Origin of the sequence: Halomonas sp. OfavH-34-E (genome assembly GCF_024124525.1) — a bacterium.
In the GTDB taxonomy this organism is placed as follows: domain Bacteria; phylum Pseudomonadota; class Gammaproteobacteria; order Pseudomonadales; family Halomonadaceae; genus Halomonas; species Halomonas litopenaei.
This window is the reverse complement of record NZ_JAMXRY010000062.1, coordinates 1-12776: the sequence shown is the minus strand read 5'-3', so window position 1 is coordinate 12776 and position 12776 is coordinate 1. Positions and strand designations below refer to the sequence as shown.

The following is a 12776-nucleotide window of genomic DNA, read 5'->3' as shown; positions in this document are numbered from 1 at the left end:
GGGCTGTTAGAGTGCGTTGCGAAAGCGGGTCAATGCCCGATGCATGTCGGCGGGTGTGCTTGATCGTCGAATATCGGCCTTGGCGGTGATGCGCGCCTCCTCGATGGTGCCGGCACGCTTTTCCCATCGGGTGCGAGCACGCTTGATGCGCTGGCAGACGGTGGTCACGTCAGCGTCCGTGGCGTCCGCCTCGGCTTCGACCATTGGCCCCGAGCCTTGGGCCGCCTCGGCCAGCTTGAGCTGGTAGACGGCCTCTTGGGCGGGTGAGACGTAGCGGGCCGCCTCGGCCTCGTTGTCCACCAATGCCAGATAGTGCCGCTCGGCCTCGGCCCGGGAGGAGAACCGGCGAATGCTCAAGCTATCCATCTATCGCCACCTCCAGGGCTTCATCGACACGCCAGGCGGGGCCGACCAGCTGGATCTGGTAGGTGCCCGGCACGTCGACGTCGACTTGGGCGCTGTCGCCGGTGGTGACCATCTGGTGGCCGTCCATCGCCAGCAGGGTGCCAGGCTCCAGCCCGGTGATGGTGGCCGTTAAGCCCTCGACTGCAACCTGAGCATCTCGGCGCTGCTTTGGCTTGATTTGGCCGTCTGCCAGATCCACGTAGTGGGCAGCGTCGTCGAAGCCTGCCTCGACCTCGACATAGCCTTCGTGCTCACCACACTGCATCTCGACATGGTCTTCGGGGCAGTCTGTGACGCGCAGGATAGCACCGGTCAGTTCGCAGTAGATTGCGACGATCATCGCTTTTTGCCCTCTGCTGTCAGGGTGGATTGGGTGGAATTGACGGTGCTGGCACCGCGGCACTGGATGGCGACAGTGACGCCATGGCGGTTGCCGACATCGAGGGTGCAGGCGTGGTTGAGCTCGCCGGAGCCCGTAGGGATTTCGAACCAGACGCCACCGTCGACCACCCAGCGGAAATAGGGCCGGCCGCCGCCGCCTGTCGCATTCGTTGCAGCGAAGTTGGCGAAAACTCGGCCTCCCTCGGCATTGAGGTAAACCGACAGCCAGTTGACCCAGTTTCCGTTGCTTGCAACACCAGAGGTGCGTGACGTGCCGACTGGGATCGTCACCGCTTGCCCGGCAATCTGCAGCGTGTCGACCTGTGCATTACCAATCTTGGCGCTGGTGATCGCTGCATTGCCGATCTTAGCGTTGGTGATGGCGCCGTTGCGGATGTGGGCGTTCTGCACATCGATGTTGTACAGCTTGCCGTAATCCACATGGAGCTCATCGGCCTGGATGTAGTTGGCCTTGACCTTGCCGTTCTCGACGATGAACGAGCCATCGGACGCCTTGAGCTTGGTGAACGTCAGGTACTGGATCAGCGCTTCTTTCAAGTACAGCGTGCCATCGGTGAAGATGAACGGGATCACCTCGGCGGCGCCGTCACCTGGCTGGGCGATGTAGAACCGGTCCGCCAGCACGCCGAAGTCGAAGATGTCCTGATCTTCGTCGTAGGCCGTGCCAAAGCCCGCCACTCGACCGCCGCCAGTCACGTTCAGCACATAGCTGGAGTTGAGCCCGTCGATGTTCTGGCTCAGGTCCGTGAACAGATCCGTCTGTTTGATCTGCCCGCTGATCACCGACATGATTTTGTCGGGGTCGTTCTCGGTGGTGGCCTGCACCGGGTACCAACTCGAGACGCCGTAGGCGTTGATGCCGCGCACGTAGTAGTAGTACGTGGTGTCGGGCTCGAGGTCGGTGTCGGTCAGGGTAGGCGCCACGCCGACGCGCACTGCATTCGACTCGATCAGTCCTGTGTCGAGTGCGACGTTGGATCGCCAGAATTCCCACATCTGCCCAGGGTAGAGGCCATTCGGGATCAGCGTGATCTCGAAGGTTCCCGCTCGGATGTCCACGCTATCCGGCGGCGTCGGCAGCAGCAGGCCGGCCACATTGGTGGTCCGGTACGCCCAGGGCGAAGCGGAGCCGGTACCGGTGATGCCGCGGACACGGATCTGCCATTCACCCGGCTCTGCATCGAGGATGTCGAACGACGTGCCCGGGCCAGCGAAGGCCTCACCCCATGACACGTCATTCGGCCCCTGCACCTCGGCAATGTAACGGACGACTCGAGCGTCATCGCTGGGCGTCCAACTGACGGTGATCTTCTGGTGCTCGGTGCCGCCGGCCAGGTACTTGGATGCCTCGACGGTAATGGAGTAGGGCGCCGCCACCGGGCCGGTCGGGATCAGCGTGTAATCCTCGTCCGGCAGGTTGAGGCCCTGCTCGACGCGATCGTATTTGGTCGGGTCATGCTCGACGGCGGTGATCTGGTAGATCGCCGTCTTCTGCTCAGCAACGGACAGCACCCGGAACTTGCGCGGCTCGACGTCCTGGCTCGACAGCATCCAGATGGCGCCACGGATCGGCTCAGCTGAGAGCGGGCTGACCAGCTCGACATGATCACCGGCGAACCGATCGACCTGCCGGCGCTCAATCCCCCCGGTGGGCAGCAGTACGTCCAGATACCAGTCGCTGCCACTGGCCTGTTCGGGCACCTGGTCAAGCACCAGGGCAGACAGCCCAGGGCGAACGATCCGGCCAGAGAGCCGGGCGCCGGCCGTGGTCGGGTCGTTGACTGCGATAATGTCGCCCGGACGCAGGTCGGCATGGTCGACGCTGGCTTGGTAGGTGATCGTCTCGGTTTCAGCGCGCTCGCTGTAGAGCATCCACTTGCCAAGGCGGTGCGCCTGGCCGCGACTGGTGCAGCCTACGGCGGTGACGTCGATCTGCTTCCAGCCGAATTGCTGGACGGCATCGGCATCCTCAACGACCTCGACCTGGAGGCGGTAGTTGTCGCCAGGGTCGTTCCAGCTCACCAAGGCGACCGAGTGCCGAGCCTTGAGCGCGGTACCGCTGTACTCGAACTCACCGTCGACGACATTGGCCGGTGACACCAGCTTGACCGGATCGGCCGGCATGTCGGCTGTCGCCATGACGGTATTGGCGCCCCAGTAGGTCATGCCGCGGAACGCAGTCGCCAGGGTGTCGAGCGCCTTGATGGCTTCCTCTCGGCTCGACAGCACGGTGTTGAAGGTGAAGCGCGGCTCTTGGCCGCCGAAACCATCAGGGATCAGCTCATCGCAGTATTGGGCGATCTGGTAGAGGCCCCACTTGTCGACGTTCTCCAGCCCGGCGCCGTACCGCTCGCTGGTGGCCAGGTCAAGGAAGCACCACGCGGGGTTGTCGGTCCATGCCAGCTTGAACGAGCCGTTCCACAGGCCGGCGTATTCGCGAGTCACGGGGTTGTAGTTGGTCGGCACCCGGACGATCAGGCCCTTGACGTCGTAGCTCCGCGAGGGGATCTGGCTGCCAAAATCCTGGGCATCGACCTCGAGCCCGACCAGTGCGGTATCGGGATACTGCAGCTTGGCGTCGATGATCTCGGTGTAAGTGGCCCAGTACGTCGCGTTGCGCAGGGTGGCGCTGCCGTTGTCGGGCGTCACTCGGCGCACGCGGATGTCCCAGGGGCCATCGCCGCTGAGCGGCACACGATAGGACCGCTGGTAGGGGCTGGTGGTCTTGCCCTTGATGATGTCGTAGCGCTTCTCGGACCAGCTGCCTCCATTGGGGCGAACATCGACGGCCACCGCCACCTCGGTGGGCAGCAGATCGCCATTCTCGACGTTCTGATAGCTTAGCGCCTGCACCTGGACGGTAACGCGAGCGGCATCGGCCTCCGGGTTGGTGACGGTGCGAATGACTGGCGTGGCGTTGGTCACCTCGGTCGATACATCGTTGGCAGTCTCCACCGCAGGAAAGCCGGCGATGTGCGACTGATCAGGCTCACCAGTGCGGGTGTGAACGGTCACGCCTTGGAAGTTGAAGTCGCCACCCTCGTCCTGCAGCGGCGTCTCATCCAGATAGATGCTCTTGAGGCCATTGGTCAGGCCGACAATCGGCCCCTCGCCCAGCACGTCGATGATCCTGGCCTTGGAGGTGGAGCGAAGGGTGTTGGGCGCCTCGCGGGGCGTACGGGCTTCATCGCCGCCGCCCTTGCCGCCTTTCGCGCCATAGACAACCAGATCGGTCATTCGTCCAGCTCCTCAGCAGTCATGCCGGCAGATGCCACAACGCTGCCGACCTTCACGCGGCCGTAGATCACCGGCACCGGCAGGCCCTGTGTGCTGGTATTGGTGGGTCCATCGAATAGGAAAGAAGGGCGCTCGTCGGGTCGCTCCCGCTCGCCGTAGTCGCCTGTCTGCGGGGTGGGCGACAGCATCTGTGCGACACCACCCAAGGCAAGAGCCAGGCCCGCATTGAACATCCCGGGCCCGAAAACGGGGCCAGCCCAGAAGCTGGCAACCATCAGGACGGCGCCCGCAATGGTCTGCCAGATACCATCGCCCCCAGCTCCGGCGACCGCCGGGAGTAGGTGAATCTCGGTGTCGTCATCCATGCCGACCATCAGACCTTCTTCGTCGAGCGACACGCCGCCATCGAGAGGGCCGCGCACGACATGCCAGTCGCCATCACGGATGACAGCCTCGAAGCCGGGAATCTGGATCAGCAGCGCACGGATGGCCTCGGCAGGATCGCGGACGTCCAACGAAAAGGACTCGCCGAAGCGAGCCCCAAGGAAGCCATGCAGGAATAGCGTTTTCATTAGTCCCTCGCCGTGTGACGGAGCCAGTGGGTGATGTAGGGGAGCCAGCGGGCGGCCGGGTCTCGGCGCGAGAGCCGGGTGGGGTCGACAGGCTGCCGGCCAGACGGGTGGTGCAGGCATAGCCCGTTCTCCACCAGGACGCCGCCATGGTTGGGCACGTCGCTGCGAAGTTGGGCGAACCACATATCGCCGGGCATGGCCTCGTCTGCCTCGATGACGCGGAACCCCGCCTGCTCGAAACCCTGGCGGTAGAGGTCTTGCCCCTTGAGCCACCATTCCCATGAGCGAGGAAACTCGGGGAGGTCGACGCCCAGTTCTATCGCGTAGTAGTCGCGGATCAGGGCGTAGCAGTCGGTCACGCCGTGGACGAAGCCCCTGCCGACCAGGTCAGGCCGGTCGCCATCGCCCCACCAGCGAATGGGTGTCGTGGTGTTGCCATCGGTGGCCACGATTCCCCACGGAACGCCCGAGGCAAGCTGGCCGCGCATGTCGGCCTCGCTGGGGCAGTCCGGATAGTCCGGGTGTGAGTGAACAATGGCCCGCAGGCCCTGGGCGGCGGCCGCTGCCATGTCGCGCTTGGCGATGGCGAAGGTGGATCGGGGGGCGTCTGCCACATTGGCTACCTGCCGGCAGCCGTGGTCGGTGATCAACCACACTGCCTCATCGGGATAGGCGGCCAGGGCTTCGGCGCGGATCTGGTCGGTGTGCTGCTCGAACATCAGCGAACCCTCCCGACGCCGGGGAAGGCCCGCGTCGGAAGAACGCCCGCTTGCCCGAACCTCAACCGGCAGTCGCTCAACCGCTTGCCGCACACATCGCGCCCCATGCCGGGCAGGGCATCTGATCCATCAGCCTCCCACTCGCCGGAGCCAGAATAGGGGCAGGTCACGCCCTCGTATCGGTACTGGGCGCCATCCCACCAGCGGTAACGGTGCGTGCATGAGTCCCGCAGAATCTGCCGGTGGGGAATCATTCGGCCTTCCTGATCCATCTGTACCGACAGCTCAAACTGGATCTGCCGGCGGTTCTGTGAGGCCTTGCGCTCGATCACGTAGTAGTCGATCGGGAACAAGGCCTCGGGGTCGGGCGCCGTGCCGTCATCCAGGTGCCGGCGGTAGGTGCGCAGGCGCTTGACCGGGGCACCGACCAGGTCGTCGGCACTGATCACCAGCGACAGAAACGCGAGCTCCATGGCGGTGACCGTGAGCGTCGGCCGGGGCAGGGTGCCCTGGCCGTTCCACTCGAAGCCCTCGGCCTTGATCGGCACCGGCTGGTACTCGTAGCCATTGAACTGAACTGGACCGCCGTCGACCGGGTAGGGCGCGAATCGCAGAATGCCGTCGCCATAGTTGCGAGCATCAAGCTCGAACATGGTGACGATCGCGTCTTGCTCCAGGCGCTGGGCGTCGGAAGCGATGACCTGGCTCATGGATAAATCCTCAGTTTTCTAAACCGCTACGCCGTGCAAATCTGAATGGGCAAACAACCAACAACTCAATCAGGGATGACCCAGATGAGGAATGCACAGGCATACGTTTACCTCGGCCCTGCGCTGGACGCGGACTGGCTATCGGGGCTTGGCTTTGAACCATCGAGCATTGGAGATGGGGCGGTGATCTTCTGGAGTGACGCTCCGGAAGAAGACATCCACGATGCTTTTTACAATTCGTCGGCGAAGGGGGCGGTCATCAGAGTAGACACAAGCTTCGAGCCGGCATATCGCGGCTCAGGAACCGTGTCGAAAGCGTGTCGGGCTATTCTGGATCAAGGCAAACAATGACCTCGTCGGACTGCCTGTCCTGCTCAGCCAGCTGACGACAGACAGCTTCGGCTGTATCGAGGTCTCGCACTTCGATGCGAAGGCCGGGCCCACGCCCCTGGTATTCGTCTTCTCCAAGTTTCTCTTCGCCCATGGCGGTCACCACGTAGCTCGTGGTGACCTTCTTCTTAACGCTGTAACGGGTGGTGATCATAGCCCGAAGTCCTCGATAAAAGTGGCTGTCAGGGTGTGCCGCTTAAAGGTGTCTACGGTGACCTTTGGGTGCTCTTTGCAGGCCACGCGCCATGCCTCGGGCTCTCCGGATACCTGCCATAGGAAGGCGTAAACGCCCCGGCGCTCCAGCAGAAAGTCCCGCAAGCGCTCCATCTGCTCTTGGGTGATGAGGCTCCACGTCACGGTCCACTCTCGCCTGGACGAGTTGATACCGGCGGGGCGACGCTGCTCATACCCGTCACCAAAGCTCACCGCATCCACAGCAAACGAGCCGCCGCCGGTCAGCCCATAGTCAGGCTCCCGGCCAATATCGGGGAGGAAGTCGATCTCCATGGATTACCTCTTGGCGAGCAGCCCGCCGGGGCGCTGCTGTTCGATGATGAACTGAGCGAACTGGGCCTTGTTGGCGCGCTTGAAGACATCAGCCTGGCGTTCTGCATCTTGCTGTGTGGCGCCTGGCTGGGCTTCAACCGTGATCTGTGGGGCGTAGGTGATCTGCGGGGCCATCGAGGACGATGCACTACCACCCACCAGGCCGCCATTGGCGTAGCCGGGCATGTTATTGAGGCGCTCGAGCATAGGCAGGACGCCTGGCTGATCGACCACCGACTTTTTCACCACGTACTCACCGGCATGCACGATGCCCGCCGGGTCATTCTTGCCGCCCGGCCCGGTGTAGCCGCCGTCTGCGTACCCGCCGTAATTGATGGCAGCTGTGAACCCTCCGGCAATTGCGCTGCCGCCCCCTCCACCAAAGGCCCCGCCGATGGCAGCGGCCAAGGGCTTGGTTATCAGCTCTCTGGTCGCCAATGCCGCCAGGTCTTCAGCCAGAGCTGCGACCGTCCCCCTCAGGTTTTCTCCAGCCATCAAGGCGTTGCCGAAGGCGCTGGCGATGGTGTCGCCAGCCTGCTGGCCTAAGGTGTCCACGTCCTTCATGGCTTTTGAGGCGGTGAAGCCGTAGGCCTCTGCCGCGCTGCCGGCATTCCTGTAGGCGTTGTCCAGGTCGTCATAGAGCGCGGCGGTCTCCATGACGCTCAGGTTTTCCCGCTGGGCGTACTGGGTCAGAAGGTCTTTGTCTGCCGCATACTGGCGTTGCGATGCCTCAAGAGGGCGGATCCGGTCCAGTAGCACTTGCTGAGCCAGGGCCAGGCGCTCGCTCTCCCGGGTGGCATCACTTTCGGCCTTGGCCAGGGCGGACGCTCCGCCTGCGGCAGCCTCCAGATCAGGCAGGCGAGGGAGGGAGAGCCCGCTGGGGGGCGGCGGCTCTGTGCTCTCCATGCCTGACAGCAGCTCGTCGCGCCGGGCGTAGAGCTTGCTCAGCTCGGCAATATCGTCCTCTGTCTTCCCCGCTGCCGCTCGGATCTCGGCGCCCAAGGTGCCGGTGCCCAAGGCGCCGCTGCCAGAGCCCACTCCTCTGTTCAGCCGGTCCTCAAGTACCTCGATCTCCTCATTGATCGCCACCAGGCTGCGCATCTCGTCAGCATTGCGAAACGTATCCATGAGGACGTTGAAGCGCTGCGCCAGGTACTCGACGCCGCCGGCAATCCCCTCCAGGGAGGACTTCATCAAGTTGTCGAACTGAGACACCGCGCGCGATGTTTCGGTCGTCAACAGCGCCCCAAGGTCGGAGAACTCCGATTTGATGTCCTTGAGCCGGTCGATCTCCAGTCTCGAGAGGATGCGGCCGCTCTTCTGCGCCTCATCACCAAGCCGTCGGAACTCCTCGCCGCCGTTGCGAAGCAGAGGAATCAGAGAGGTGGCTTCGTCAGCCATGCTCTCCATGTAGAACGTCATCTCTTGCTGGTTCAGCCCCGCTTTCTCGAGGCTGTCATAGTAGAGCTGGAGCGCCTGGGGGCCAGACAGGTTGCGAAACTGCTCAGCGGTGACGCCAATCTTGGGGGCGATATTGTCGAAGAAGTCGGCCATCTCACCGGAGCCGCTTTGCAGGAACTCGCCTACCCGCTCATTCACATCCTTGAGGATGTCTGAGACCTTTTCCTGTTCGATGTTGTGCTGACCAGCGGCATAGGTCATGCGCTGGAAGCTCTCTACACTGGTGTTGGCCAGGCCGGCCATGCGCTCGATCTCGACGGCGGCATTCGAGGCGTAGTTCGCCATGGCGCCCATGGCGCCGCCTATTGCGCCAAGGCCCACCGCTGCACCACTGGCCAGTCTGACAGCCTTGCCGATGTTGTAGAGGGAGCGCTGGCTCTTCTGCCCTTGGCGATCCACGCTCTCCAGCTTGCGCTCGATGCGCGACAAGGAGCGCTCCCCGCTTCGGCTGTCGACAACCAATTCAAGGCGAGATGAGTACATGATTACTCCATATTGCGAGAGGGTCCTGCTGCCTGGGCGCGCTTAACGTTAGTCGTTGCTCACGCTTGCGGACATGATGTAAGTGTCTTTCTCCGATCCGAGAAACGGGAATAAAAAATGAACTTCAGCAGGACAGCCTTTCTTACCGGGGTGTTGCTTCTTGCCGGGTGCGCAGGAAGAGTGGATTACACGCCCCCTTCGTACAGTTCCTATGCGACCGATAATTCAATTCTCATCGACAGCCCAAAAGAGGAAGTCTGGTCAAGAACAGTGCCGGCTATCAGCAGCAGTTTTTTCGTGATCAACAATATAGATAAGGAGTCTGGCCTGATTAATATCAGCTTTTCGGCAGACCCCGAGAAATACGTAGACTGCGGAATGGTCGAGTCTTACGTTAAAAATGCACGCGGCGAGCGGACATACAGGTTTCCAGCGTCCAGGAAGAGCGTCCAGTATGAGGTTATGAGTGATGGTGCGCTCTACAGATTTAACCGAAGCATGAGCCTTGACGGCCGAATAAACTTGGTTCTTGAAGAAGCCAGTGAACGATCCACCAAGGTTACCGCAAACACCCGCTACACCCTCACGCGCGGCACTCAGGTAGCAAGCGCTGCCGGCGGGATGCCGGCGTCGTCGCAAGAGAGCATTTCTTTCAGCTCTGGCGAAACTCAGTCTTTCCCCGCCAACTCAGATGGGAAAGCGACCACATGTATCCCCAACGGCTTATTAGAGGAAGCTCTGCTGTCGTCTGTTAGCGGATAACTTCCCTTTGAGATGCCCCGCTGCGGCGGGGCTAACTCCTGCTTTCCATGTATGCCCAGTCCATCTCCCGAATGACAGAGATGAATTCATCCGCTGAGCAGGGTAGCACCATCATCTGGCGCAAGGCAGCCATCTCAGACAACGGTATGGGTTGGATGGTGCCGAAGCCGGCAGGCCTTGAAGGGGAGAGAAGGTCAAACAGATGCAGCCAGAAGGCGCAGCGCTCGTCGATCTCGGGAGGCTCAACCTGTCTCGAGAGATTGAGCGCCTTTGCGATCGTGGCGAGCTTGGTTTCTCGCCCGGCTGCTGTCAGTCGGTACTTGAGCGCTGCCGCGGCTTTTTTCCTTGGTCCTCAATGTCCTCCCTGCGGAAGTGCTCACGCCGGCGCGATTCCTGGGCCAGCTCGATGGCCAGATCATCGTTGTCGAGCAGCACGCGCGTAGCATTGGCCACCGTGAAGGGGATAGGGTCGCCATTGCGATCGACGACATCTTCCCAGCCTCGAAGGATACCCTTCGCCAGAGCCCGCGCCTCAGCCTCCATACGCTCCGTTTGTGACTCGGGCAGGTTGGTGCGCAGGGCCTCAAGCTCCTCGCGGTATGCGGCGTTGCCTGAGCGGGCAATCAGCCACTTGGCTCCGCGCAATTCTACCCAGGCGCCGCCATCGATCTTGGCGGGGTCGTTCTGCTCTGCATTGAAAGCCATGCTGCTTCCTCCGCTCCGCTGAAAAAAGGAGCGCCAGGTCGCAGTAAGCCCTGGCGCTCAATCGTGTATGAAAAAGCCCGCTCGTGGCGGGCTTGTGGGTTACTGGTGGTAGTGAGCCAGACTGCTGCCATGACTGGGGTCAAAGCCGTGCAGCGCCCTGAATGCGCGAACTGCCTCTGCGGCATCCTCCATGGCATCATAAATCCCCAGGTGATACTCCTGGCCGCGCAGCTTAACCCTTGCCCGCCACTTTCCGGCGCGCTCATGCCAGCCCACACCTGTGATACCGCTTGTGTTTACCATATTCCTGGAAAGGTTTCGGTGGTTATCTGCGTTATTTGATGCGCGCAGGTTTATCCACCTATTGTCTGTGGCGTCTCGGTTAATATGGTCTATCTGCTCTGGCACAGGAGACCCCTTCATCCAGATCCAGGCCACTCTGTGCTCATAATGCAGGACGCCAAAGATCGCGATATATCTGCGAGTGTAGCCGAACTGCTCAGACTTTTGGCCGCCAGCCCTTTTCCCGGCATACCTTGCATTCCATGCCTTGCAGTCTACTGGGCGCTTAAACCAGGATAAGTCGCGAGGTCGCCAGAGGAAGGCGCCGGTCTTGGGGTTGTAGTCGAGAAGTTCGCGCACCAAATCTTGCGTTATTTCATTTTTCAAAGCTATCACCGTATAGCTGCACCGATTGAGGGTGTGCGGCAACGAGTCGGTGAACTCGCTTTCGGCTGGCCGGCCTAGCCGCACGTATCCATTTTAACACTCAGACTAATGCCCGGGTCACTTTCACGGGTGTGTTTTTCGCTGTGTAGTTCAACTGGACTTGGACAATCGACTCGTTATCGCCGTCAGGCAACTCGCCATCGATCTCGATCTCGGGCAGCTCGAACGTGTACTCATTGCCAGCGGCATCGGTCAGAGGGAAGGACACAGCTATAGCTTCGCGGGTCAGCATCTTCTTCCACTGGTTCCAGGCCGCCTTACTCCAGGCCATGGTGAGCGACCCGGAGACGTTGGCCGATGTGGCAATCAGGGCGCCGGGACCGGTCTTGCCGAGGCAGCGCTGGGTCTTCATCGTGCTGTCGATCGACATGGACAGGGCGCTGATGCAGGCCTCGCCGGCCAGCGTGGCGCCGTCGACCAGGATGTCGCCAACACTGGTGGCCGAGCCCATCGCCACGGTGGTTGTTTGAGGATTCACGGTCCCAGCGGCGGTCGGGTCGGTCTCGCCGTCCTCATAGCCGAGTCCCATGCCGGTGAAGCTGCAGGTCACCTTGCCTTCTTCGGGGATGTCGAGCTGCATGGCACCGATGTGCACGCCCTTGAAGGTTGAGTAGACGCCGATGTCCTTGAACGCCTTCACGATGGTGAAGGTGTGGCGGTCAGCACCAATCTCCAGCACATCAGTGGCCCAGGTGCCGTAGAAGGCTGCCTCGAGCAGCTTGTCGAACGTGCCCGCGCTCATCTCGCCAGCCAGGTCGCCGGAGTAGTCGAGGCTGGTGATGATGCCGCCGCCCTGCATGCGCGTCTCACGTTTCTCGGCAGAGACCTCGGTGGAGACGTTGGGCGTCAGGGTGTTGCCGGTGAGGCGCAGGGTGTCCCAGGTCGCCGGATCGGGCGTTTCCCCAGGCGTGGACTCGGGAGCGAGGTAGGTTGCGATCTGAGAACCTGAGCTCATGATTTTCTCCAGGCATGAAAAAAGCCGCTCAAGGCGGCTCGGAGGTGGGCGGTGGGGCGGTTTAGCCGACGCGGAAGGGTGTCGATACGTTCAATTGATACCAGCCGTCAGAGGGGCCTGCGCGCTGCACTGACGAGGCGAGCGTGTCAAGGTGCCCGGTACGCCAGAACTGCAGGTGCGCAGCCAGGGAGTCGGCGATCTGGTACGCCTGCCGACTGCCTTGATTGTCCTTGGTGAACACCTGGCACATGATCAGCCCGGGGCGGCGAACGCAGGGTTCGGAGCCGAGACCAGCGACGAAGCTGTCGCCGTGCTGGATGGTCAGCCTCACCCAGGGTTCTTGGTTGGCGATGGCCGCGTCCACGCTCGGGCCGTTGGGGGCGCCGTCATAGGCCAAGGGCACGCCATCCCATGCCACCATGCGCGACTCGATAGCGATGCGGATCTCGTCGAAGGTCAATTGATATACCTCGCACGCAAGGATTCGAAGGCAATGGAATAGACGCCTAGAGGCGCCTGCTGTGAATGCCCATGTTCCAGGCTCTCGCCGTAGATTATGTTTGACTGAAGGATCACAGCTTTGAAGGGCTTGCCCCGGGCGGCTGACAAAACAGCCTCGGCATCTCGCCGGACTCGGGCGCCTGACTTGTCCGGCTCGGGCACCGCTGAGTTGTCACTGCCATTCACGGTAACCAGATGA

General features: G+C 62.0%; 15 protein-coding genes. 1 reads left to right on the top strand and 14 read right to left on the bottom strand.

Features of this window, described 5'->3' with window-relative positions; genetic code table 11:
• Positions 1-6 precede the first annotated feature (6 nt).
• The 9 genes from NH448_RS20480 to NH448_RS20440 all read right to left on the bottom strand — a co-directional run bounded on the left by NH448_RS20480 (position 7) and on the right by NH448_RS20440 (position 8925).
• On the bottom strand, positions 7-366 hold the full coding sequence (locus NH448_RS20480; protein ID WP_253029342.1) for a hypothetical protein: 360 nt from the start codon (positions 364-366) through the stop codon (positions 7-9).
• Positions 359-745: a hypothetical protein gene (locus NH448_RS20475; protein ID WP_253029341.1), complete on the bottom strand. Its 387-nt coding sequence runs from the start codon at positions 743-745 to the stop codon at positions 359-361. The genes NH448_RS20480 and NH448_RS20475 overlap by 8 nt, the downstream gene beginning before the upstream one ends.
• Positions 742-4044 carry a phage tail protein gene (locus tag NH448_RS20470; RefSeq protein WP_253029340.1) on the bottom strand — a complete coding sequence of 1101 codons (3303 nt, stop codon included), beginning with the start codon at positions 4042-4044 and terminating at the stop codon, positions 742-744. Before NH448_RS20470 ends, NH448_RS20475 begins: the two co-directional genes overlap by 4 nt.
• Positions 4041-4616 (bottom strand): hypothetical protein, encoded by a 576-nt coding sequence (locus tag NH448_RS20465; protein ID WP_253029339.1) that lies wholly within the window; start codon positions 4614-4616, stop codon positions 4041-4043. The genes NH448_RS20470 and NH448_RS20465 overlap by 4 nt, the downstream gene beginning before the upstream one ends.
• On the bottom strand, positions 4616-5335 hold the full coding sequence (locus NH448_RS20460; protein ID WP_253029338.1) for an NlpC/P60 family protein: 720 nt from the start codon (positions 5333-5335) through the stop codon (positions 4616-4618). Before NH448_RS20460 ends, NH448_RS20465 begins: the two co-directional genes overlap by 1 nt.
• The gene (locus NH448_RS20455; protein WP_253029337.1) at positions 5335-6045 is read right to left on the bottom strand and encodes a phage minor tail protein L; all 711 of its coding nucleotides are present in this window, start codon (positions 6043-6045) and stop codon (positions 5335-5337) included. The genes NH448_RS20460 and NH448_RS20455 overlap by 1 nt, the downstream gene beginning before the upstream one ends.
• 325 nt (positions 6046-6370) lie before the next feature.
• Positions 6371-6589, bottom strand: a complete 219-nt coding sequence (locus NH448_RS20450; RefSeq protein ID WP_253029336.1) for a hypothetical protein — start codon at positions 6587-6589, stop codon at positions 6371-6373.
• Positions 6586-6942: a phage tail protein gene (locus NH448_RS20445; RefSeq protein WP_253029335.1), complete on the bottom strand. Its 357-nt coding sequence runs from the start codon at positions 6940-6942 to the stop codon at positions 6586-6588. Before NH448_RS20445 ends, NH448_RS20450 begins: the two co-directional genes overlap by 4 nt.
• 3 nt (positions 6943-6945) lie before the next feature.
• Positions 6946-8925 carry a hypothetical protein gene (locus tag NH448_RS20440; protein ID WP_253029334.1) on the bottom strand — a complete coding sequence of 660 codons (1980 nt, stop codon included), beginning with the start codon at positions 8923-8925 and terminating at the stop codon, positions 6946-6948.
• Between the two features lie 117 nt (positions 8926-9042).
• Here NH448_RS20440 and NH448_RS20435 point away from each other — a divergent pair, with 117 nt between their 5' ends.
• Positions 9043-9687, top strand: coding sequence for a hypothetical protein (locus NH448_RS20435; protein WP_253029333.1), 645 nt, complete (start codon positions 9043-9045; stop codon positions 9685-9687).
• 309 nt (positions 9688-9996) lie between these two features.
• Here the strand turns inward: NH448_RS20435 and NH448_RS20430 are convergent, their stop codons facing one another.
• The 5 genes from NH448_RS20430 to NH448_RS20410 form a co-directional block, all read right to left on the bottom strand.
• Positions 9997-10392: a hypothetical protein gene (locus NH448_RS20430; protein ID WP_253029332.1), complete on the bottom strand. Its 396-nt coding sequence runs from the start codon at positions 10390-10392 to the stop codon at positions 9997-9999.
• Positions 10393-10491: 99 nt separating this feature from the next.
• Positions 10492-11061, bottom strand: coding sequence for an HNH endonuclease (locus NH448_RS20425; RefSeq protein WP_253029331.1), 570 nt, complete (start codon positions 11059-11061; stop codon positions 10492-10494).
• Between the two features lie 100 nt (positions 11062-11161).
• Positions 11162-12076 (bottom strand): phage tail tube protein, encoded by a 915-nt coding sequence (locus NH448_RS20420; RefSeq protein ID WP_253029330.1) that lies wholly within the window; start codon positions 12074-12076, stop codon positions 11162-11164.
• A 61-nt stretch (positions 12077-12137) separates the two neighbouring features.
• A complete protein-coding gene (locus tag NH448_RS20415; protein ID WP_253029329.1) occupies positions 12138-12536 on the bottom strand; it encodes a phage tail terminator-like protein in 399 nt (132 codons plus the stop codon).
• The coding region (locus NH448_RS20410; protein ID WP_253029328.1) for a hypothetical protein at positions 12533-12776 on the bottom strand (244 nt) is incomplete at its 5' end. The genes NH448_RS20410 and NH448_RS20415, both read right to left, overlap by 4 nt.

Excerpts from the sequence above, each read along its gene's own strand:
- NH448_RS20450 (WP_253029336.1), bottom strand. The coding sequence starts at position 6,589 with ATGATCACCACCCGTTACAGCGTTAAGAAGAAGGTCACCACGAGCTAC.
- NH448_RS20475 (WP_253029341.1), bottom strand. The coding sequence starts at position 745 with ATGATCGTCGCAATCTACTGCGAACTGACCGGTGCTATCCTGCGCGTC.
- NH448_RS20445 (WP_253029335.1), bottom strand. The coding sequence starts at position 6,942 with ATGGAGATCGACTTCCTCCCCGATATTGGCCGGGAGCCTGACTATGGG.
- NH448_RS20480 (WP_253029342.1), bottom strand. The coding sequence starts at position 366 with ATGGATAGCTTGAGCATTCGCCGGTTCTCCTCCCGGGCCGAGGCCGAG.
- NH448_RS20460 (WP_253029338.1), bottom strand. The coding sequence starts at position 5,335 with ATGTTCGAGCAGCACACCGACCAGATCCGCGCCGAAGCCCTGGCCGCC.
- NH448_RS20465 (WP_253029339.1), bottom strand. The coding sequence starts at position 4,616 with ATGAAAACGCTATTCCTGCATGGCTTCCTTGGGGCTCGCTTCGGCGAG.
- NH448_RS20430 (WP_253029332.1), bottom strand. The coding sequence starts at position 10,392 with ATGGCTTTCAATGCAGAGCAGAACGACCCCGCCAAGATCGATGGCGGC.
- NH448_RS20455 (WP_253029337.1), bottom strand. The coding sequence starts at position 6,045 with ATGAGCCAGGTCATCGCTTCCGACGCCCAGCGCCTGGAGCAAGACGCG.
- NH448_RS20440 (WP_253029334.1), bottom strand. The coding sequence starts at position 8,925 with ATGTACTCATCTCGCCTTGAATTGGTTGTCGACAGCCGAAGCGGGGAG.
- NH448_RS20435 (WP_253029333.1), top strand. The coding sequence starts at position 9,043 with ATGAACTTCAGCAGGACAGCCTTTCTTACCGGGGTGTTGCTTCTTGCC.
- NH448_RS20470 (WP_253029340.1), bottom strand. The coding sequence starts at position 4,044 with ATGACCGATCTGGTTGTCTATGGCGCGAAAGGCGGCAAGGGCGGCGGC.
- NH448_RS20420 (WP_253029330.1), bottom strand. The coding sequence starts at position 12,076 with ATGAGCTCAGGTTCTCAGATCGCAACCTACCTCGCTCCCGAGTCCACG.